Source organism: Streptomyces sp. NPDC093094 (assembly GCF_044754345.1).
GTDB lineage: Bacteria > Actinomycetota > Actinomycetes > Streptomycetales > Streptomycetaceae > Streptomyces.
Genome location: NZ_JBIVOX010000010.1, coordinates 108,152 through 125,995 on the forward strand (window position 1 = coordinate 108,152; position 17,844 = coordinate 125,995).

Consider the following 17,844-nt stretch of genomic DNA (forward strand, 5'->3'; position numbering starts at 1 on the left):
TGTGCTGCGGGCAGTCGTTCGAGTGGGTGCTGTGACGTTCCTGTGGCACGGGTGAAACGCGTTGCGCACACAACTCCCCCACAACCAAGTACTGTTAACCGTGTTCACAGCGAAAACCATGTGTCGACTGTTAACAACAAGGGGGTCAGGTGTCTCATCACCTGCACACGAACAGCCGTACCCGACTCGTCCGCCGCACCACCGGCACAGCCACCGCCGCGGCCATGGCCACCGTCCTCGCCCTGGGCGTGACGGCGGCGCTGCCGGCCGCCGCGTACGCGGCGGCCGCGGGCGAGATCCTCGTCCCCGCGCCCGACGCCTACGGAGAGGGCACCGAGACCGTGCTGTCGACCGGCGGCCAGGGTGTGCTGCACCGCGAGGGCGGCGAGTACCTCTGGACGACGACGTACAACCGCACCACCAAGCCCGTCCCCGAGCTGGACGGCGTACCGCAGGACGCGATCGTCCGCACCCACGACGAGTTCAACCGGGTCATGTACACCGAGCGGCGCGAGGACGGCGGCACGGACCTCGTGCGGATCGGGGTCGAGGACCCGCGCAACACCAGCACCGTCCACGTGCCCGCCGGATACCTCAACCCGCGTGTCGCCAACGGGTGGGTGCTGGCCACCGTCGACCAGGGCGACGGCACCTACCAGCTCCGTGTGGCCCGCGGCGGGGACCCGTCCGCCGACCCGGTCGTACAGCTGCCCGCCGGCGCCACCACCGGCGCCGAGCCCGTACTGCTCGGCGCGTACACCAACCAGCACGTGATCGGCTACCGCACCGCCGCCGGCACGCCGGGCTACGGCGTCCTCACCGCGTACAACGGCAGGGTCGTGCCGCTGCCCGTGACCGGCGAGGCGAGCAGCTTCCGGATCACGCAGACCACGGTCAGCTGGTTCGAGCGCGGCGCCGAGCCGGGCGTGCGGGTGCGGCCCGTCGGCAGCACGGCCGCCCCGCGGGTCGTGCCGCTCGCCACGCAGTCCCCGGACAGCCGGGTGACCTCCTTCGTGGTGGGCGACAACGTCCTGTGGTACGAGGGCGACGGCGGCCCGCTGCATCTCACCCCGTTCGCCGGGGCGGAGCAGGAGCGGATCCTGCTGAGCGACGTCGAGCAGGCGTTCCTGCGCTCCGAGGGCGACGGCTCGCTGGTCGTGCTCGGCAAGGACGCGGACGGCGAACGGGCCGTGCACCACTTCGGCGTGAACGGTCTGGACCTCGTCTCCGATCTGACGCTGCGTGAGGTGCCGCGGGTGAAGACGGCCGACGGCGCCGTCCAGGCGCTCAGCCTCGACCGGGGGCGGCTGCGGTACGTCAACTCCCTCGACGGCAGGCGGACCCTGCACGGCAAGGACCTCGGCACGGGCCTCGACCCGGCCGACGGTCCGGCGCTCGCCGACTTCCCCGGCCTGGAGGCGGGCCGCTTCGCCGAGGGCACCGACGAGGGCCTGGCCCGGCTGGTCGCCGATCCCGGCACGGGCGCCGACGTGCTGGTGACCGGGGACGACCCCGAGCACCCGGCGGACCGTCTCACGCTGCCGGGCACGAACGGCCGCATCCTCGACACGGCACCGGAGTTCGTGCTCTACGAGGCGGGAGGACGGCAGTACGTCGTCGACACCGCCCGCGACCTCGTCGTGCGCGAGCAGCGGGCGCAGGCCGCCGTGCTGGACCAGAAGTTCCTCCTCAAGCCGGCGTCCGACGTCCCCGGCACGGTGAGGACGGTCAATCTGCTCACCGGCCGGCTCAAGAGCGTCACCGACCTCGGCGTCTCCTGCGTGCCCGACGAGCTCCAGCACAGCGGCACCCTGCTGTACTGGAGCTGCGCCTCGCGGGACGCGGCGGGCGTGCGCGACCTGGCGACCGGGCACACCTACCCCGCCCCCGCGTCGGGCGTCCTGCTGGGCGACCGGTTCCTGGCGCACCGCGAGGCGTCCGGAGAGCTGCGGCTGACCGCCCTCGGCCCGGACGGCACGACATCGGACCTGGGCACCGTCACGGGCGTGAAGCAGCCCGCGGACGGCGACGGGCGCGGTACGACCTGGACGCTCGACGAGGGCGCGGGCAAGGTCGTCTGGGCCGACACGGACGACACGGTCCATGTCACGGCGCCGCAGCGGGCGGTCTCGCCGCTGCGCGTCGCCCGTACGGCCGCGCCCCGGACCGCGGCCGGCACATGGGCGGCCGCGTGGTGGCTCTCCAGGCCCGTGGCGTCCTGGCAGGTCACCCTCGTCCACCGGGCGACCGGAGAGGTCGTCCGCACCTGGACGGGCGAGGGCACGCGCAGTGCGGTCCGCGTCGCCTGGGACGGCACCGGCGCGTCGGGCGCCCCGGTGGCGACGGGCGGCTACACCTGGCGGCTGTCCGCCGCCCCCGCCGACGGCTCGGGCCCGGACGTGACGGCCTCGGGCGTCGTGAAGGTCACCGGCTGAGCCGGCGGTGGACGACCGGCCCCTTCCCCCGGGTCCGCCCCGGGGGAAGGGGCCGGTCCCGTGATGCCTCTCATGTCTCCCCTGGGCCCGTGCGGTTGCTCCCCGCGAGCACGTCGGCGCGGTGTCCGGCCGGGTGCCCGGCCCGGCCGGTGCGCTGTGGGCAAGACCACGGCCCAACAGGTACAGTCCACAGCCATGAGCGCGCGACTTGCCGACATCGCAGCCGCGGCGGGGGTCAGCAAGGCCACGGTCAGCCGCGTGATCAACGGGACGCGTGGGGTCGCCTCGGACACCCGCGCGTCGGTGTTCGCCGCGCTCGACGCCCTCGGCTACGAACGGCCCTCCCGGCTGCGGCCGCGCGCCACGAACCTCGTCGGGCTCATCACGCCCGAACTCGACAACCCGATCTTCCCGGCGATGGCCCAGGTAGTCGGGCAGGCACTGACCCGCCTCGGCTGCACCCCGGTGCTCGCGACCCAGAGTCCGGGCGGATCGACGGAGGACGAGCTCACCGAACTGCTGGTGGAGCGGGGGGTGTCCGGGATGATCTTCATGTCCGGACTGCACGCAGACACGACCGCGGACACCGGCCGCTACGACCGGCTGCGCGAGCAGGGCGTGCCGTTCGTGCTCGTCAACGGCTACTCCCCCGCCGTCAGCGCCCCGTTCGTCTCCTGCGACGACCGTGCCGCCATGGCGCTGGCCGTGACCCATCTGACGGCGCTCGGGCACGTCAGGATCGGGCTGGCGCTGGGGCCCGCCCGTTACGTTCCCGTGCAGCGCAAGGCCGAGGGGTTCCAGAAGGCCGTGCAGGAGCGGCTCGGACTGCCGCCGCCGGAGTCGCAACGGCTGGTCCGGCACTCCCTGTTCACGCTGGAGGGCGGCCAGGCCGCGGCGGCGGCGCTGCTCGACCGGGGATGCACGGCGCTGGTGTGCGCCAGCGACATGATGGCCCTCGGCGCGATCCGCTGCGCACGGCAGCGGGGGCTGGCGGTTCCCGAGGACGTCTCGGTGGTCGGGTTCGACGACTCGCCGCTCGTCGCCTTCACCGATCCGCCGCTGACCACGATCCGGCAACCGGTGCGGGCGATGGGACAGGTGGCGGTCGAGGCGCTGATGGAGGAGCTGTGCGGGACCTCCGCCCCGCACACGGAGTTCGTCATCATGCCGGAGCTGGTGGTGCGCGGTTCGACGTCCGCCGCACCCAAGGACCGACCCGCACCCAAGGGCCGACCCGCGTCCGGGAAACGGACCGCGCCCCAGGAGTGACGGCCGGCCCGCCGGCACCGGCGTCTTCGCCCGGGCCTCCGCGGTGGCGGGGCCGTCTGCGGGTGATGCGGTGTCACGGCCTCTCCTCCGTCAAGAGGCGCGGTACGGCCGGAAGAGCGTACCGGCTCAAGCGGAGTGGACCACGGGCCGCAAAGCGTTCCTGAAAGTTTCAGAATACTTGCGAAGCCTCTCGCCGGGGTGTTTGACTCACCTCTCGCACCGCCGACGGCCGTGCCCCGCAAGGCGTTTCAGTCCGCCGCAGGGCATCCGTCCGCATACCTGGGAGCCGCAGTGACAGGGGTCCGGCAAGCCCGGCAACCGGAGAGAGACCCGGCGCCCGGCGCGTCCGAGGAGGCCGAGCACGGACGCCGGGTGTCCGCCGAGGGACCGGTCGCCGTCCTGACCGATCCCGGCGGCGACGTCGACTCCGCGGTGGTCCTGGAGAACGGACAGGTCCAGCAGGTCCCGCGCACCGCACCCGCAACGGAAGGAACACACCCATGAGCACGCACCCCTACGACGTCCTGGTGGTCGGCGGCGCCGGAGTGGACACCGTCGTCCGCGTCGAGAAGCTGGAGGTCCCGCCGGGCGACTCCCTGCACGTGCCTCCGGTGTACGACTACGTCGCACACACCGGCAACGGGGTGGCGCTCGGCTTCCACTCCCTGGGACTCGCCACCAAGTTCATCGACTACCTCGGCGACGACGCCCAGGGGCACGCGGTCCTCGCGGCGTACGCCGAACGGGGGCTGGACTTCAGTCACCTGGTGTCCCCGCACGGCACCCCGCGCGGCATCAACCTGGTCGACGCGCAGGGCCGCCGGTTCTCCTTCTACGACTCCCGTCACCCGGCCGACCTGCGGCTGCCCCGGGAGTTCCATCTGCCGTTCCTGGAGCGGGCCGGGCACGTCCATCTGTCGATCACCGGCGTGAACCGGGACATGTACGAGGACATCGAGCGGCTGGGCGTCACCAGCTCCACGGATCTGCACGACTGGGACGGTGCCGACCCCCACCACCTGACCTACGCGCTCTCCTCCGACTACGTGTTCCTGAGCGCGGCGAACCTCGGCGACCGGCTGGAGGAGGTCCTGCACCGTGTGGTCGACGAGGGCCGGGCCCGGTTCGTGGTGGCCACCGCCGGTGCGGCGGGCTGTCATCTGCTGGTCCGGGGCGAGGAGAAGTCACGGCACTTCCCCGCGGTGCGCCCGGAGCGGCCGGTCGTCGACAGCAACGGCGCGGGCGACGCGTTCGTCACCGCCTTCCTGCACGCGCTGATGGAGGGCCGGCGGCTGGAGGACTGTGTGCTGGCCGGTTCCGTCTCCGGCGCGTTCGCCTGCGCGAGCGCCGGCACCCACACCGAGTTCATCGATCTGCCCGGTCTGCGCGCCGCGCTCGCCCGCGCCGTACCGGCCGGGTGAGAGGGATCCCCCGGGTGCACGCCATCGCCTTCTGCTCCGGGTGCGGCGGCGTCGGCCACCGGCTGATGCGCGGCGGGCCGTCCCCGCTCGTGCGGCACCTGTGCCGTGCGTACGCGGCACCGGGCCGCAGCGGCCCGGGCAGCCGGCTGCCGGCTGCCCGGGACACGCCCGTGCGCGGAGTGCGCGAGGGCGCGCGCCTGTCGGCGCACGCCCTCGCGGAGGCGGGCTGACCGCGCCGCGGGGCCTGGTGCGGCCCTGTCACCTCACTTCAGATAGGGGCCGTCGGCGCCGATCTTGCCGGGGCCGCCCAGGACGTACACCCGCAGGTTGCCCTGGCCGGGCGCGGCGACGGAGAGGGTGCCGTTCGTCACGGTCCTCACGTCTCCCGTGACCGCGTCGCGGTAGGTGCCGTTCGGGATGCCGGTGTAGGTGGCGCCGCCCGAGACGGTGACGAGGGCGAAGCTGTCCGTGCCGCCGCCGGTGTAGCGCCGTTTGAAGGCCATGCCGCCGGAGATCCCGTCGGTGGAGTACTGGCCCGTCTGGAGCGCCGGGATCGCCCGGCGGATCTGGTTCAGCCGCTGGAGATGCTTGACCAGGGGCCGGCTCAGCGTGGTCGCCACCTGGCCGGAGGCGGAGTCGACCTTGGAGAAGTCCGACACCGACAGGCTGCCCCGGAGGTGGTCGCCGAAGTAGGCGCGGCCGGTCGTGGCGAGCGGGCAGGTGGGCCCGCAGTCGATCTTCGCGCCCTTCTGGAACTCGATCTCCGAGCCGTAGTAGAGCGTGGGGATGCCGCGGAAGGTCCACATCAGTGACATGTTCTCGGCCCAGGCGTCGGTGCCTCCGGCGTAGCGGTTGCTGCTCTTGTTGGGGCCGTAGTCGTGGCTGTCGACGTAGACGACGTTGTAGGTGGCGTCGTTGACGCTGTCGTCGGAGTCCTTGCCGTTGCTGTAGGCGTTCTGCGCGTCACCGAAGTTCATGTGCATGCGCATGTCGATGATGTTCATGCCGGAGAACCTGCTGCGGTCGGGCGTGTGGTAGGTGTTGCCGTTCAGGAAGGCGTTGGTGGAGGTGGGCTGGTTGCCGGTGCCCTGCTGCTGCTCGTAGTCGTACTGCTCACGCGCGGCGGTGGTGTCGTCGGCGCTGTACTCGCGGCGTTCCTTCCAGGTGTAGAACTGCGCGGAGTGGTTGGGGGAACCCCGGTTCCACTTGTCGTTCACGAACGCGGCGACCTCGCCGAAGACGAAGAAGTTGTCGGCGGCCGCGGCACCGAACCGCTGGGCGACCCGGTCGTGGATGGCGGGCAGGAAGCGCCGGTTCCAGGTGACCCGGGGGATGTGCACGGCGGTGTCGACCCGGAAGCCGTCGACCCCCATGTCGATGTACTTGTCGTACGCGCCGATCAGGTAGTTCTGCACGGGCGCCGACTCGGTGTCGAAGTCGGCGAGGTCCTCGTGCAGCCAGCAGGAGCGGGAGTCCTCGCCCTCCCAGTTGCCGATCCAGCACTGGTGGTAGTACGCCTTGGGGAACATGCCCGAAGTCGGGCTGGGCCACTGGCAGTTGTAGACCGTGTAGCCCTCGGCGCTCTTGCCCCCGGTGGGCTTGCCCCAGTTCAGGCAGGTGTTGCCGGTCGGCTCGGCGGTCGACCACAGGTCACCGTTGTAGTACGACTTGCCCGACTGCGGGTCCACGGTGAGGCCGTCGTACTCGAAGCCCTCGTTCTTCGCGTCGTAGTACCAGCTCCACTGGCTGTCGCGCACGCCGTACACCGTCGGGGTGTACAGCCCCTTGGCGCCCCAGCGGGAGGAGTGGTTGTAGACCACGTCCTGGTAGATCTTCATGCCCTTGGCGTGGGCCGCGTCGATCAGGTCCTGGTAGGACGCGCCGGCCGACTCCAGGCGGGCGTCGACCTTGTAGAAGTCGTAGCCGTGGTAGCCGTGGTAGTCGTAGTCGGAGCGGTTCAGCACGACCGGGGTGATCCACACGGCGGAGAAGCCGAGGCCCTTGATGTAGTCGAGCCTGTCGACCAGGCCCTTGAAGTCGCCGCGGAACATGGGGTCGTCGTTGGCGGCGTTGCCGGACTTGACGTGCTGGCTGCCGCCGCGGTTGTTGGACGGTTCGCCGTCGTTGAACCGTGCGGTGAGCACGAAGTAGATGGGGTCCTTGCGCGGGTCCGTGCCGAGCGGGGTGCCGGTGGGGGGATCGGCCGGGGCGCTCCCGGTCGTGACACGGGCGGCGGCGGAGGCGGCGGAGAGGTTCCCGGCCGCGTCGACGGCCCGCACCGTGTAGGTGTAGGCGGTGTCCGCCTCCAGGCCGGTGTCGGAGAACACGGTGGAGGTGACGTCGGTGACCGTCGAGCCCTTGGTGCCGCCCGCGCGTGTCACCTGGTAGCCGGTCACTCCCCTGTCGTCGGTGGACGGCTGCCACGACACGACGGCCGAGGTGCCGGTGGCCGAGGCCGTGACACCGGACGGCACGGTGGGTGCCTGGGTGTCGGGTTCCTGTGCCGCGCAGGGGTCGGCGGCGTCCGCGGTGACGGTGTTGTTCTTCACCGTGCTGGTGCCGTACGGGATGGTGTAGTCGGCGCTGTTGTTGTTGTCCCAGATGCCGTTGCCGTTGTTGAAGGCGGCTTTGAGGGAGGTCGCGGTGCCGAGGTCGACGGTCCGCTTCCACCAGCCGGTGCAGGCCGCTTCCATGCCCACGCCGGGGACGGTGGTCCAGGAGCCGCCGGCGGGCTGGTGGTGGATGTTCACCGTGGTCCAGCCGAGCGACTGGGAGCTGTAGTACACGGTGGCCGAGCGCGGGGTACCGGTGCCGGAGTCGGCGCACGGGTCGCTGTGGGCCACCACGCCGTCCTTGACGGTGATGTCACCGGTGCCCAGTGCGTAGTTCTGCCCCGCGTTGTTGTCCCAGGTGCCCGAGCCGTTGTTGAAGGTGGCCTGCAGACCGGTGGCCGGGCCCAGGTCGACGGTGAGCTTCACCCAGTCCGTGCAGGCGGCCTGCATCAGGGTGCCGGGCACGGTGGTCCACGACCCGCCGGTCGGGGCGTAGTGGAGGTAGGTGGAGGACCAGTTGCGGGTCTTCGTCGAGTAGTAGACCGTCGCCGTGTTCGCGGCGGCGGAGGCCGTCGGCTCGGCCCGGAGCGCGGCCGGGGGGCCGGTGACGGCCGCGAGGGCGAGGAGCCCTCCGGCCAGGGCGCCCGCGGTCCAGCCGCGGACAGGTGGTCTGTGGCGTCTCATGTGCGTCTCCGAGGGGATGGGGAGGAGAACGGTGGCTCCGTGTGGACGCACATCGCAGATCCGGACGCGCCGCGAGACCTCGATGCACTCCCGCCTTCCGGTGCGTCATGGGCTCGCAATTTCCGGAAACTCCATGCAAGCGCTTCCAGAGATTACCTGCGCATGACATCGGCGGAAAGAGGGTGCGCAGGCACCGCTCGATCCGTCGGAGAGGCGTGTGGAGCTGGAGCAACCGGCCCGGGGGCCCGGGCGCGTGAGGGGGCGACAGCGGTCGCGCCCCACCGGTCCACCGGGCCGGAAGCGTGGGTGAACGTAACACCGTTGCAATCATTGCGAAAGGGTTTTCAGTCACCAACTCTTCGGCGAACGGCCGGGCTTGGGCTTTCACAGGAGCCGGACAGGTGTTGCTTGAAGGGTTGACCAGCGCCGGCACAGCTCGTAACTTCTCGACCGCAAGTTGTTCCGGCGTGTTTCAGCAAGAACCATCAACAGGGCTTCTGAGCATGGCGCGTTGCTGCGTGAGGCCATCCATCCGCATTCCCCGCTACGTGGATCAGGAGGAACCATGGCCAGGAGAACCGTGGCCGCTGCACTCGCACTTGTCGCGGGAGCCGCTGCGGCCGTCACGGTGCCAGGCACCGCACAGGCCGCACCCCCCGGGGACAAGGACGTCACGGCCGTGATGTTCGAATGGAAGTTCAGCTCGGTCGCCAAGGCGTGCACGGACCGGCTGGGGCCCGACGGCTACGGCTACGTCCAGGTGTCGCCGCCGCAGGAGCGGATCCAGGGCACCCCCTGGTGGACCGCCTACCAGCCCGTCAGCTACAAGATCGACACCAGGCTGGGCGACCGCACCGCCTTCAAGTCGATGGTGGACACCTGCCACGCCGCCGGCGTCAAGGTCGTCGTCGACGCGGTCATCAACCACATGGCGAACACCTCGGGCACCGGGTCCGGCGGTTCCGGCTTCTCCAAGTACAACTACCCCGGTCTGTACTCCTCGTCCGACCTGGACGACTGCACCACCCCGATCAACAACTACCAGGACGCCTGGAACGTGCAGCACTGCGAGCTGGGCGGACTCCCCGACCTGGACACCGGCGAGGACTACGTCCGCGGGAAGATCGCCGGCTATCTGAACGACCTGCTCTCGCTGGGAGCAGACGGCTTCCGCATCGACGCGGCCAAGCACATCGCCCCGGCGGACCTCGTCGACATCAAGAGCAGGCTCACCGACCCCGGTGTCTACTGGAAGCAGGAGACCATCGGCGCCGCCGGAGAGGCGGTCCAGCCCGGCCCGTACACGGCCACCGGCGACGTCCAGGAGTTCGCCTACGGCCGCGACCTCAAGCGGGCCTTCACCGGCGAGAAGCTGGCGTATCTGAAGAACTTCGGCGAGGGCTGGGGCCACATGCCCAGTGCCGGCTCCGCGGTGTTCGTCGCCAACCACGACACCGAACGCACCGGCGCCACGCTCACCTACAAGGACGGGGCGAACTACACGCTGGCGCACGTCTTCATGCTGGCCTGGCCCTACGGCTCGCCCGACGTGCACTCCGGGTACGAGTTCAGCGGACACGACGACGGCCCGCCCAACAGCGGCCAGGTGAACGCCTGCTACACCGAGGGATGGAAGTGCCAGCACGCCTGGCGCGAGATCGCCGGCATGGTCGGACTCCGCAACACCGCCGGGGACAGCGCGGTGACGAACTGGTGGGACAACGGCGGCAACGCCATCGCGTTCGGCCGCGGCGACAGGGCCTATGTGGCGATCAACCACGAGTCGTCCCCGCTGACCCGCACCTACCGGACGTCCCTGCCCGCCGGCACCTACTGCGACGTGCAGAGCGACAAGCCCGTCACCGTCGACGGCGCCGGGCAGTTCACCGCGACGCTCGGCTCCCAGAGCGCCCTCGCCCTGCACACCGGGGCGAAGGAGTGCGGCGACGGCGGCGGCGACCCCGTCGACCCGGCCGGTGTGTCGTTCAACGTCAACGCCACCACCACCTGGGGACAGAACATCTACGTCACCGGCAACCAGGCCGCGCTCGGCAACTGGAACCCGGCGAACGCGCTGAAGCTGGACCCGGCGAGCTACCCCGTGTGGAAGCTCGGCCTCGACCTGCCCGCCGGAACGTCCTTCGAGTACAAGTACGTCCGCAAGGACGCCTCCGGCAACGTGACCTGGGAGAGCGGCGGCAACCGCACCGCGACCGTCCCGGCCGGCGGAAGGATCACGGTGAACGACACCTGGCGCGGCTGAGCCGGGCCCACCGGGGCCGCACCCCCGAAGACACCCCCGCCCGCGGCCGCCATGACGGCCGCGGGCGGGGTGACCACGCACCGCCCGACGCCGCCCGCGCCCCCGCGGGCGGCGGTCCCACGTGCAACCGTTCAGGCGTACAACCGTTCAGAAGAAAGGCCCTGTCGCCTCACCCCCCGCTCCGGCGTACGACCGCCCGGAGCCTCGCTCCCGGGCCGGCCGTGCCGGCGCCTGCCGTCCTGCCGCGCCCGCGGTGGCCGCGACGCCCGACGCCGGGCTCCCGGCGTTCACCGTCGACCCGCGTGAGCGTGACCGGGTCGCCCAGGCGCTGAGCGGCCGGCTCGTCGCCACCCGGCGCAGGGCGAGCGGCGCGCTGCCGGCGGCCACAGGGGTGCAGCTCGGGGTGCCGAGGCCGGCATCCCGGCGGGCGGGCCCCGCGCCTTCCCGCCGGAACGCTCGCGGCCGACTAGCGTGCGGGCATGGCACTCGGCCTGATCCTCGCACTGTGCGCGTCCGTCCTGATGGGAACGGCGACGGTCTTCCAGGCGCTCGGCGCCCGGTCCGTGGCCGCCGGCGGGCCGGGCGCGGCGGTACGGGCCACCTGGCAGTGGCCGTTCCTCGTCGGGATCGTCCTCGACACGCTGGGCTTCGGATGCGAGCTGCTGTCGCTGCGTTCGGTGCCGCTCTTCCTGGTGGAGGCGGCGGTCGCCGGGTCCCTCGCGGTGACCGCGGTCGCCGCGGCGGGCATGCTGCGGGTGCGGCTGCGGCGGGTGGAGTGGACCGCGGTGGGCGCGGTGTGCTGCGGGCTCGCGCTGATGGCGGTCGCGGCCGGCCGTGAGCGGGGCGGGGACGGCGACAGCACCATGCGGCTGGCGGTGCTGGCCGGATCGGTCGCCCTTGCGGTGCTGGGGCGGCTGGTGAGCGCCCGCTTCGGCGGCGTGCGCCACCGGGCCGCGGTGCTGGGCGGCATGGCGGGACTCAGTTTCGGTCTGGTGGCGATCGCCGCCCGCCTGCTGCCGGGCCTGGCCGTGCCCGGTGTCCTCGCCGACCCGGCCGCGTACGCCGTGGTCGTCTCCGGGATCTCTGGCTATCTGCTGCTGATCCAGGCCCTGCAGTCGGGTGCCGTCACCGCCGCCACCGCCGCCATGGTCATCGGCCAGAGCGTCGGCCCCGCCGTCTTCGGGGTCGTCTGGCTGGGCGACACCACGCGGCACGGTCTCGCGCCGGTCGCGGCGGCCGGTTTCGCCCTGTCGATCGCGGGCGCGCTCACGCTGGCCCGCTTCGGCGAGGCGGAGCAGCGGGCGCCGTAGACCCGTCCGCCGCCGTGTGCGACCGGGGCGCGACACACCGTGACGTGGTCGGAGTCATCGGGTGGTGCCACCCTGGGAGATACGGGGGTCCTGGCAGGACGACCGGGAGGACCGATGGGACGAGACGTTCCGGCGATGGTCTTCACTCGTGAGGACCGCCGCCGGTACCGGGTCAAGATGCAGGCGTGTCTCGACGCCTTCGCGCAGATGCTGCGCGAGGCACGGTTCGAGACCGAGCGGCCCCAGGTGGGGCTGGAGATCGAACTGAATCTGGTCGACGGCTCGGCGGAGCCGGCCATGCGCAACCTCGATGTGCTCGAAAGCATCGCGGACCCCGCGTGGTCCACCGAACTGGGCCGGTTCAATCTGGAGATCAACGTCCCGCCCCGCGGGCTGACGGCCGGGGGCCCGGACTCCTGGGAGTCCGAGATCCGCTCCGCGCTCAACCATGCCGAGGAGCGTGCCGGTTCGGTCGGCGTCCATCTGGTCATGGTGGGCATCCTGCCGACCCTGCGGCAGGAGGACGTGGGCGAGGCGGCGCTGTCGGACAACCCCCGCTACCGGCTGCTCAACGACCAGATCTTCGCGGCCCGGGGCGAGGACCTGCTGATCGAGGTGAGCGGCGCGGACCGGCTGCGGACCTACGCGGACACGATCACCCCGGAGGCGGCGTGCACCAGCACGCAGTTCCACCTCCAGGTCTCCCCCGGCGAGTTCGCCGGTTACTGGAACGCGGCGCAGGCCATCGCGGGCGTACAGGTCGCGCTGGCGGCCAACTGTCCGTTCCTGTTCGGCAGGGAACTGTGGGACGAGACCCGTGTCCCGCTGTTCGAGCAGGCCACCGACACCCGCCCGCAGGAGATCAAGGTGCAGGGGGTGCGGCCGCGGGTGTGGTTCGGCGAGCACTGGATCAACAGCGTCTTCGACCTGTTCGAGGAGAACCTGCGCTACTTCCCCGCGCTGCTGCCCCTGAGCGACGAGCAGGACCCGCTGGAGACCCTCAACCAGGGCGGCATCCCGGAGCTGTCCGAGCTCACCCTGCACAACGGCACCATCTACCGCTGGAACCGCCCCGTCTACGCCGTCGCCCACGACCGGCCGCACGTGCGGGTGGAGAACCGGGTCCTGCCCGCCGGTCCCACCGTCGCGGACACCCTCGCCAACGGCGCGTTCTACTACGGGCTCACCCGGGCGCTCGTGGAGCAGGACCGCCCGGTGTGGTCGCGGATGTCCTTCGCCGTCGCCGAGGACAATCTGCACGCGGCGGCCCGCCAGGGCATGGAGGCGAACCTGTACTGGCCCGGGGCGGGCGAGGTCCCGGTTCCCGAACTCGTCCTGCGGCGGCTGCTGCCGCTGGCGCACCGGGGACTGGAGCACTCCGGCATGGACGCCGCCTGGCGGGAGCCGCTGCTCGGCATCATCGAGCAGCGGTGCGTGACGGCGCGCAACGGGGCCGTGTGGCAAAGGGAGATGGTTCATCACATCGAGGACCACGACCACTGCAGCCGGCACGAGGCGCTGCGGCGCATGACGGCGATGTACATCGACTACATGCACCTCAACGCGCCCGTGCACACCTGGCCCGTCGACTGACGTGCCGTCACCCGTGTGCGGCGGTCACCCCGTCGGGCCGGGGAGCAGGACGGCGAACACGCCGTGGACCCGGGTGCCGTCCGGGGTCCGCCAGGCGCCGGTGACCTGGCCGGCCGTGCCCTCGGGAGGGAGGAACCCGCTGTCCGGGGCGGGCTCCAGGACCCGGTGCAGCCGCAGGGCCGTGCCGTCCGGCGCGGTCAGGGCGGTGCCCTCGCGGTCGTCGCCCGCGGCGAGGTCCGCGGGCAGCGGGTCCCCGCCGGTGCGGGAGGCGCGGACCTCGCGGTCGGGGGCGTCACTGACGTTCTGGTCCTGAGCCTCGGCACGTCCCTCGAACAGGGCGGTCAACTGCGCGACGAGCACGGGGTCGTGACAGCCGTCGTAGGCCCAGCGCCGCCCGAGCACGCCGTGCTCCATGGTGCCGACGAGCGCGTGCCCGGCCCCGTCGAGCGGGGCTCCGCGGTAGGTGAGGGGAACGAGGTAGGTGACCGGGCGGGGGCCCGCGGTGTCGTGGACGACCATGAACTCGATCCCGACCTCCCCCTGCGGGTCGTCCAGCCGGAAGCCGCCGGCCTTGGCGAGCTCGGGCCGGGCCCCTCCGCGGTACCAGGGCCGGGCCGGCAGCCAGGAGGTGAGCAGTTCCAGCTTGCTCGGTGTGAGGACGGTGCGGTGGACGACAGCCATGCCGTGGGTCCCTTCCTGCGGGTCGGTGCGGGCGCCTCACATTCTGGGGGACAGCGCGGCGGCCGGCCGCAAGCCCCCCGAAAGGGCGGCTGCCGGCGGCCGGGGCCGCCTCGTTAGGTTCCGTGCGTCAAGGTCGTTCCCCTACAGGAGGAAACATGGCGCACAGCACCTTCCGCCGGATGTGCAGACACGGTTTCGTGGCCTCGCTGGTCGCGCTCCTCACGCTGCTGGTGCCGGCCGCCGCGCACGCCGACACCAACCCCAATGTGCGCTACACCTCGACCCCGTACAACGCGGCGATCCACGAGATCAGGGCCTCCTACAGCTGGGCCTGCCTGGACATCCGCGGTGAGTCGACGAGCGTCGGCGCGGTCATCCAGACGTACGACTGCAAGGGCCGGCACCACCAGCGCTTCGCGTTCTACCCGGCGGGCGGGGAGAACTTCTACATCGCGACCTACGGCGGCGCCATGTGCCTGGGCACCCCGAACTCGAGCAAGGCACCCGGCGCCGGGGTCGTCCAGGCGAACGGCTACGACTGCCTGACCCTGCGCTGGAAGGACCGCGGCTCCAACCACTGGGAGATGGTGGAGGTCTCCACCGGGCAGTGCCTGATCGACACCGGCCGGCGCAGCCAGGTCGTGCTGGGGTCCTGCGGCAGCACCGGCGTGCCGTGGCCGGACGTGTGGACGCCGCGCTTCGACCGGTACTTCAACTACCCGGCGGGCTTCTAGGCACGCCGTCACCGGCCCGCCGGCCGGGGTCCCCGAGGGGCCCCGGCCGGTGTCGTGTGTCCGCGGGGCATGCCTCGGGTCCCGGCCGGGGCGGCCGGGCGCCCCGCCGTCTGCGAGCGGAAGCCGTGCCCGGCCTCGGGCGCGAGGCCGTGGTGGTGGCGGAAGCCGCAGACGAGCGGGTTCCGTCTGCCGGGGCCGATGTGACGGGTGCCGGGGACGACGACGTGTTCGTCGGCGTGGACGCGCAGCACCTCGCACCCGACGCCGAGGAAGCGGCCCCCCGCGCCCGGCGTCAGCGCACGGGCCCGTGCCTCCAGCCGCAGGACCCACTCGGCGACGCGCGGCGGTGTCACGAGGTGCGAGGGGGGCCGGGGTGCCTTCCGGCGCCGTCCGGGTCTGCCGGACGAGGCACTCACGGCCGGACGAGCCGGACCGCCGCCGGGGTCCGGCCGCCGTGCCTTCCTGGCCGCCGTGCCTTCCTGGCCGCCGTACCCGGCCCCGTGGCACGCCGGATCGTGCCGGCGGCCGTGCCCGGCCGTACCCGGCCGGGAGGAGCGGCGGGCGAGGGACGAGGAGTCCTGCGCGTGCCACCCGGCGCAGGCGCCCCCGGACGCCCTGCCCGGCGGACTGCGCCGGAAAAGGGAAACGGTGCAGCCGCCGCCAGCCCGGCATCGCGGTGAGATGCTGGAGAGACGATTCCGCGGGGTCGTACGGAAAGGTGGCGCAGTGTATGGACTGGGGTCGCTTCGCACAGGACATGGCGGCGATGGCCCGGGAGCTGCTGGCCCAGGAGTCGGTCGACTCCACCCTGGGACGGATCACCGGCTCGGCCGTCGAGCTGGTGGAGGGGTGTGACGCGTCCGGGATCCTGGTGCTGCACGACAGCACGGTGCAGTCGCTGGCGCCCAGCGAGCAGCTGGTGATCGACAGCGACGCGCTGCAGGCACGGCTGAACGAGGGGCCGTGTTTCGACGCGGCCCGCACCAGAGGCGGCGAACGTGTCTTCCGCATCCATGACCTCACCGAGTTCCAGCCCCGCTGGCCCTCCTTCGTGCCTCAGGCCCAGAAGCTGGGGATCGGCAGCATGATGGGGTTCCTGCTGTACACCGAGGAGGAGGAGCTGGGTGCGCTCAACTTCTACTCCCGCAGGTCCGGGGCCTTCACCCAGGCCAGCGAGCTGGCCGGCTGGCTGCTGGCCTCCCACGCCGCGGTGGCCTTCTCCAGCGCCCGCAGCCATGCCCAGCTGGAGAACGCCATCGCCACCCGCCATGTGATCGGGGAGGCCATGGGCATCCTCATGGGCAGCCATCACCTCACCGAGGACCAGGCGTTCGACGTGCTGCGCCGCTACTCGCAGGAGAACAACGTCAAACTCCGCGAGGTCGCCCGGCAGATCTGCGAGCGGGGCGGTCTGGAGTGACGCGGCCCGGTCGTGCACGGCTCCTCCGGCACCTGGTCCGAACCAGAGGAGCCTGGCCGGGGACGGCCCCCAGGGAAAGTCGCCGAGCCCCGGCCTGAGGGCCAAGTCCCCCGCGCCGGGACTTTCACTCCCCTCCCGGGGAACGGCGAACGACGGCGGTCCCTAGCGGGTCTCCCCGCGTACGGCGCCACGGGCCGCCCGGTCCGGACGGCGTTCCCCGGTGACCTTGGAGGCGGGGAGGCGGCCCGCCCTGGACGTGCCGGTGAGCGTGGTGCCGTCGACGGTCACGGCGAACGCCAGGTCGAGCCGCATCGGCTTGCGGACGGACTGCTTCCAGGTCAGCCGGTCGCCGTCGAGGACGACCTCGGTGAGGGGAACCTCCTCACCGGCGCCGCGGGCCGTCCCGGTCAGGGTGCCGTCCCGGTCGGTGAGTTCGACGACGGCCTCGACGCGGCCGATGGGGGTGGACAGGGTCAGGTCCCAGATGCCTTCGACGGACTGCATGGTGTGTTTCTTCCTCACGGGTACGGGGGCGGTGTGCAAGAGAGGTGCGGGGTGTGCGACGGGCCCGGCCGGCGGCGCGGGCGTGGGCCTCAGAACGGCAGGGGTGCAGGCCCCTGGGCACGCCAGACGACGCCCCGGCGCTCATGGGCGAACAGTTCCCCGACCGCGTGCGCGACGCGGGGGCCCACCTCGCGTTCCAGCAGATACAGGCCGAGGTCGAGCCCGGAGGTGACCGAGGACCCGGTGACGAGGTCGCCGTCGTCCACGACACGGGCGTCCACGGCGTGGGCGCCCGTGGCGTCCAGGAGGTCCAGGCCCAGGTGATGGGTGGTGACGTGGCGCCCCTCCAGGAGTCCCGCCATGGCCAGCACCACCGAACCGCCGCACACCGTGGCGACCAGGACGTCGGGGTGCTCCATCGCCCGCTTCAGCAGCGCGGGCAGTCCGGTGCTCAGGGTGCGGCCGAGCAGGACGGGGATCGGCTGGTCCGGGCCGTCGGCGGCCGTCGCCGCGTCCTCGGCGTCCCCGTCCGGCTCCTCGCCCGGTACGCCGATCCGGCCCGAGGCGCCGGGCACCAGGACGCAGCCCGCGCGCTCGGGGTCCAGGGCGGCCGTGGCGCGCAGGGCCAGCCCGCCGGTGCCGCCGACGACCTCGCGGGGGCCCTCCGCGGAGACCAGTTCGACACCGACCACGCCGCCGGAGGCGATGCCGCCCGCGTACAGGACCTCGTAGGGGGCGATCACGTCGAGCGGGTCGAAGCCGTCGAACAGGACGATCTGGACGTGCATGGAACTCCTCGGGCCGACGGGAGACCGGACCGGGACCGGACCGGCACGTCACCGACGCTAGGCGGCCTCCGGCGCCCCTCCCAGTGGCGGGAACGACACCTTCCGACGGAAACTCGCCATGGGCGGAGGAAGGGCTTTCTGGCTGGTTCCGTCCGTCGGCCCGGGGCACTCGGAGCGATCGGGAACCGGC

At 72.1% G+C, this 17,844-nt stretch carries 14 protein-coding genes; 9 read left to right on the top strand and 5 right to left on the bottom strand.

All coding sequences use genetic code 11. The features are described 5' to 3' along the window. Positions 1 to 149: 149 nt before the first annotated feature. From ACIQGV_RS22720 to ACIQGV_RS22735, 4 genes are all read left to right on the top strand, one after another. Entirely contained in the window at positions 150 to 2,435 is a 2,286-nt protein-coding gene (locus ACIQGV_RS22720; RefSeq protein WP_402496882.1) for a FlgD immunoglobulin-like domain containing protein, read from the top strand. Positions 2,436 to 2,630: 195 nt separating this feature from the next. Further along, complete coding sequence (locus ACIQGV_RS22725; RefSeq protein ID WP_402496883.1) at positions 2,631 to 3,704, top strand: LacI family DNA-binding transcriptional regulator; 1,074 nt, start codon at positions 2,631 to 2,633, stop codon at positions 3,702 to 3,704. Between the two features lie 500 nt (positions 3,705 to 4,204). Next, on the top strand, positions 4,205 to 5,125 hold the full coding sequence (locus ACIQGV_RS22730) for a carbohydrate kinase family protein (RefSeq protein WP_402496884.1): 921 nt from the start codon (positions 4,205 to 4,207) through the stop codon (positions 5,123 to 5,125). Between the two features lie 14 nt (positions 5,126 to 5,139). Next, complete coding sequence (locus tag ACIQGV_RS22735) at positions 5,140 to 5,355, top strand: hypothetical protein (protein WP_402496885.1); 216 nt, start codon at positions 5,140 to 5,142, stop codon at positions 5,353 to 5,355. 33 nt (positions 5,356 to 5,388) lie between these two features. On the opposite strand, the gene ACIQGV_RS22740 is transcribed toward ACIQGV_RS22735, so the two are convergent. After that, on the bottom strand, positions 5,389 to 8,361 hold the full coding sequence (locus ACIQGV_RS22740; protein WP_402496886.1) for a carbohydrate binding domain-containing protein: 2,973 nt from the start codon (positions 8,359 to 8,361) through the stop codon (positions 5,389 to 5,391). A 565-nt stretch (positions 8,362 to 8,926) separates the two neighbouring features. Here ACIQGV_RS22740 and ACIQGV_RS22745 point away from each other — a divergent pair. The 3 genes from ACIQGV_RS22745 (at position 8,927) to ACIQGV_RS22755 (ending at position 13,527) form a co-directional block, all read left to right on the top strand. Further along, the gene (locus ACIQGV_RS22745; protein WP_402496887.1) at positions 8,927 to 10,624 is read left to right on the top strand and encodes a carbohydrate-binding module family 20 domain-containing protein; all 1,698 of its coding nucleotides are present in this window, start codon (positions 8,927 to 8,929) and stop codon (positions 10,622 to 10,624) included. 479 nt (positions 10,625 to 11,103) lie between these two features. Then, positions 11,104 to 11,934: a hypothetical protein gene (locus ACIQGV_RS22750; protein ID WP_402496888.1), complete on the top strand. Its 831-nt coding sequence runs from the start codon at positions 11,104 to 11,106 to the stop codon at positions 11,932 to 11,934. Between the two features lie 114 nt (positions 11,935 to 12,048). After that, positions 12,049 to 13,527: a glutamate--cysteine ligase gene (locus ACIQGV_RS22755; RefSeq protein WP_402496889.1), complete on the top strand. Its 1,479-nt coding sequence runs from the start codon at positions 12,049 to 12,051 to the stop codon at positions 13,525 to 13,527. 24 nt (positions 13,528 to 13,551) lie between these two features. On the opposite strand, the gene ACIQGV_RS22760 is transcribed toward ACIQGV_RS22755, so the two are convergent. Then, positions 13,552 to 14,208: a 1,4-alpha-glucan branching protein gene (locus tag ACIQGV_RS22760; RefSeq protein ID WP_402496890.1), complete on the bottom strand. Its 657-nt coding sequence runs from the start codon at positions 14,206 to 14,208 to the stop codon at positions 13,552 to 13,554. A 155-nt stretch (positions 14,209 to 14,363) separates the two neighbouring features. On the opposite strand from ACIQGV_RS22760, the gene ACIQGV_RS22765 reads away from it, so the two are divergent. Then, the gene (locus ACIQGV_RS22765; protein WP_402496891.1) at positions 14,364 to 14,942 is read left to right on the top strand and encodes an RICIN domain-containing protein; all 579 of its coding nucleotides are present in this window, start codon (positions 14,364 to 14,366) and stop codon (positions 14,940 to 14,942) included. Positions 14,943 to 14,950: 8 nt separating this feature from the next. On the opposite strand, the gene ACIQGV_RS22770 is transcribed toward ACIQGV_RS22765, so the two are convergent. After that, the gene (locus tag ACIQGV_RS22770) at positions 14,951 to 15,295 is read right to left on the bottom strand and encodes a hypothetical protein (RefSeq protein WP_402496892.1); all 345 of its coding nucleotides are present in this window, start codon (positions 15,293 to 15,295) and stop codon (positions 14,951 to 14,953) included. A 377-nt stretch (positions 15,296 to 15,672) separates the two neighbouring features. On the opposite strand from ACIQGV_RS22770, the gene ACIQGV_RS22775 reads away from it, so the two are divergent. Then, the gene (locus ACIQGV_RS22775; RefSeq protein ID WP_402496893.1) at positions 15,673 to 16,362 is read left to right on the top strand and encodes a GAF and ANTAR domain-containing protein; all 690 of its coding nucleotides are present in this window, start codon (positions 15,673 to 15,675) and stop codon (positions 16,360 to 16,362) included. A gap of 162 nt (positions 16,363 to 16,524) precedes the next feature. Here ACIQGV_RS22775 and ACIQGV_RS22780 read toward each other — a convergent pair whose 3' ends face one another. Together ACIQGV_RS22780 and ACIQGV_RS22785 are read right to left on the bottom strand one after the other, a co-directional pair. Continuing rightward, positions 16,525 to 16,866 carry a hypothetical protein gene (locus tag ACIQGV_RS22780; RefSeq protein WP_402496894.1) on the bottom strand — a complete coding sequence of 114 codons (342 nt, stop codon included), beginning with the start codon at positions 16,864 to 16,866 and terminating at the stop codon, positions 16,525 to 16,527. A gap of 89 nt (positions 16,867 to 16,955) precedes the next feature. Then, on the bottom strand, positions 16,956 to 17,654 hold the full coding sequence (locus ACIQGV_RS22785; protein ID WP_402496895.1) for a DJ-1/PfpI family protein: 699 nt from the start codon (positions 17,652 to 17,654) through the stop codon (positions 16,956 to 16,958). Positions 17,655 to 17,844: the final 190 nt, after the last annotated feature.

Coding starts and splice junctions, on each gene's coding strand:
- ACIQGV_RS22725 (WP_402496883.1), top strand. CDS start 2,631: ATGAGCGCGCGACTTGCCGACATCGCAGCCGCGGCGGGGGTCAGCAAG.
- ACIQGV_RS22730 (WP_402496884.1), top strand. CDS start 4,205: ATGAGCACGCACCCCTACGACGTCCTGGTGGTCGGCGGCGCCGGAGTG.
- ACIQGV_RS22740 (WP_402496886.1), bottom strand. CDS start 8,361: ATGAGACGCCACAGACCACCTGTCCGCGGCTGGACCGCGGGCGCCCTG.
- ACIQGV_RS22745 (WP_402496887.1), top strand. CDS start 8,927: ATGGCCAGGAGAACCGTGGCCGCTGCACTCGCACTTGTCGCGGGAGCC.
- ACIQGV_RS22750 (WP_402496888.1), top strand. CDS start 11,104: ATGGCACTCGGCCTGATCCTCGCACTGTGCGCGTCCGTCCTGATGGGA.
- ACIQGV_RS22755 (WP_402496889.1), top strand. CDS start 12,049: ATGGGACGAGACGTTCCGGCGATGGTCTTCACTCGTGAGGACCGCCGC.
- ACIQGV_RS22760 (WP_402496890.1), bottom strand. CDS start 14,208: ATGGCTGTCGTCCACCGCACCGTCCTCACACCGAGCAAGCTGGAACTG.
- ACIQGV_RS22765 (WP_402496891.1), top strand. CDS start 14,364: ATGGCGCACAGCACCTTCCGCCGGATGTGCAGACACGGTTTCGTGGCC.
- ACIQGV_RS22775 (WP_402496893.1), top strand. CDS start 15,673: ATGGACTGGGGTCGCTTCGCACAGGACATGGCGGCGATGGCCCGGGAG.
- ACIQGV_RS22780 (WP_402496894.1), bottom strand. CDS start 16,866: ATGCAGTCCGTCGAAGGCATCTGGGACCTGACCCTGTCCACCCCCATC.
- ACIQGV_RS22785 (WP_402496895.1), bottom strand. CDS start 17,654: ATGCACGTCCAGATCGTCCTGTTCGACGGCTTCGACCCGCTCGACGTG.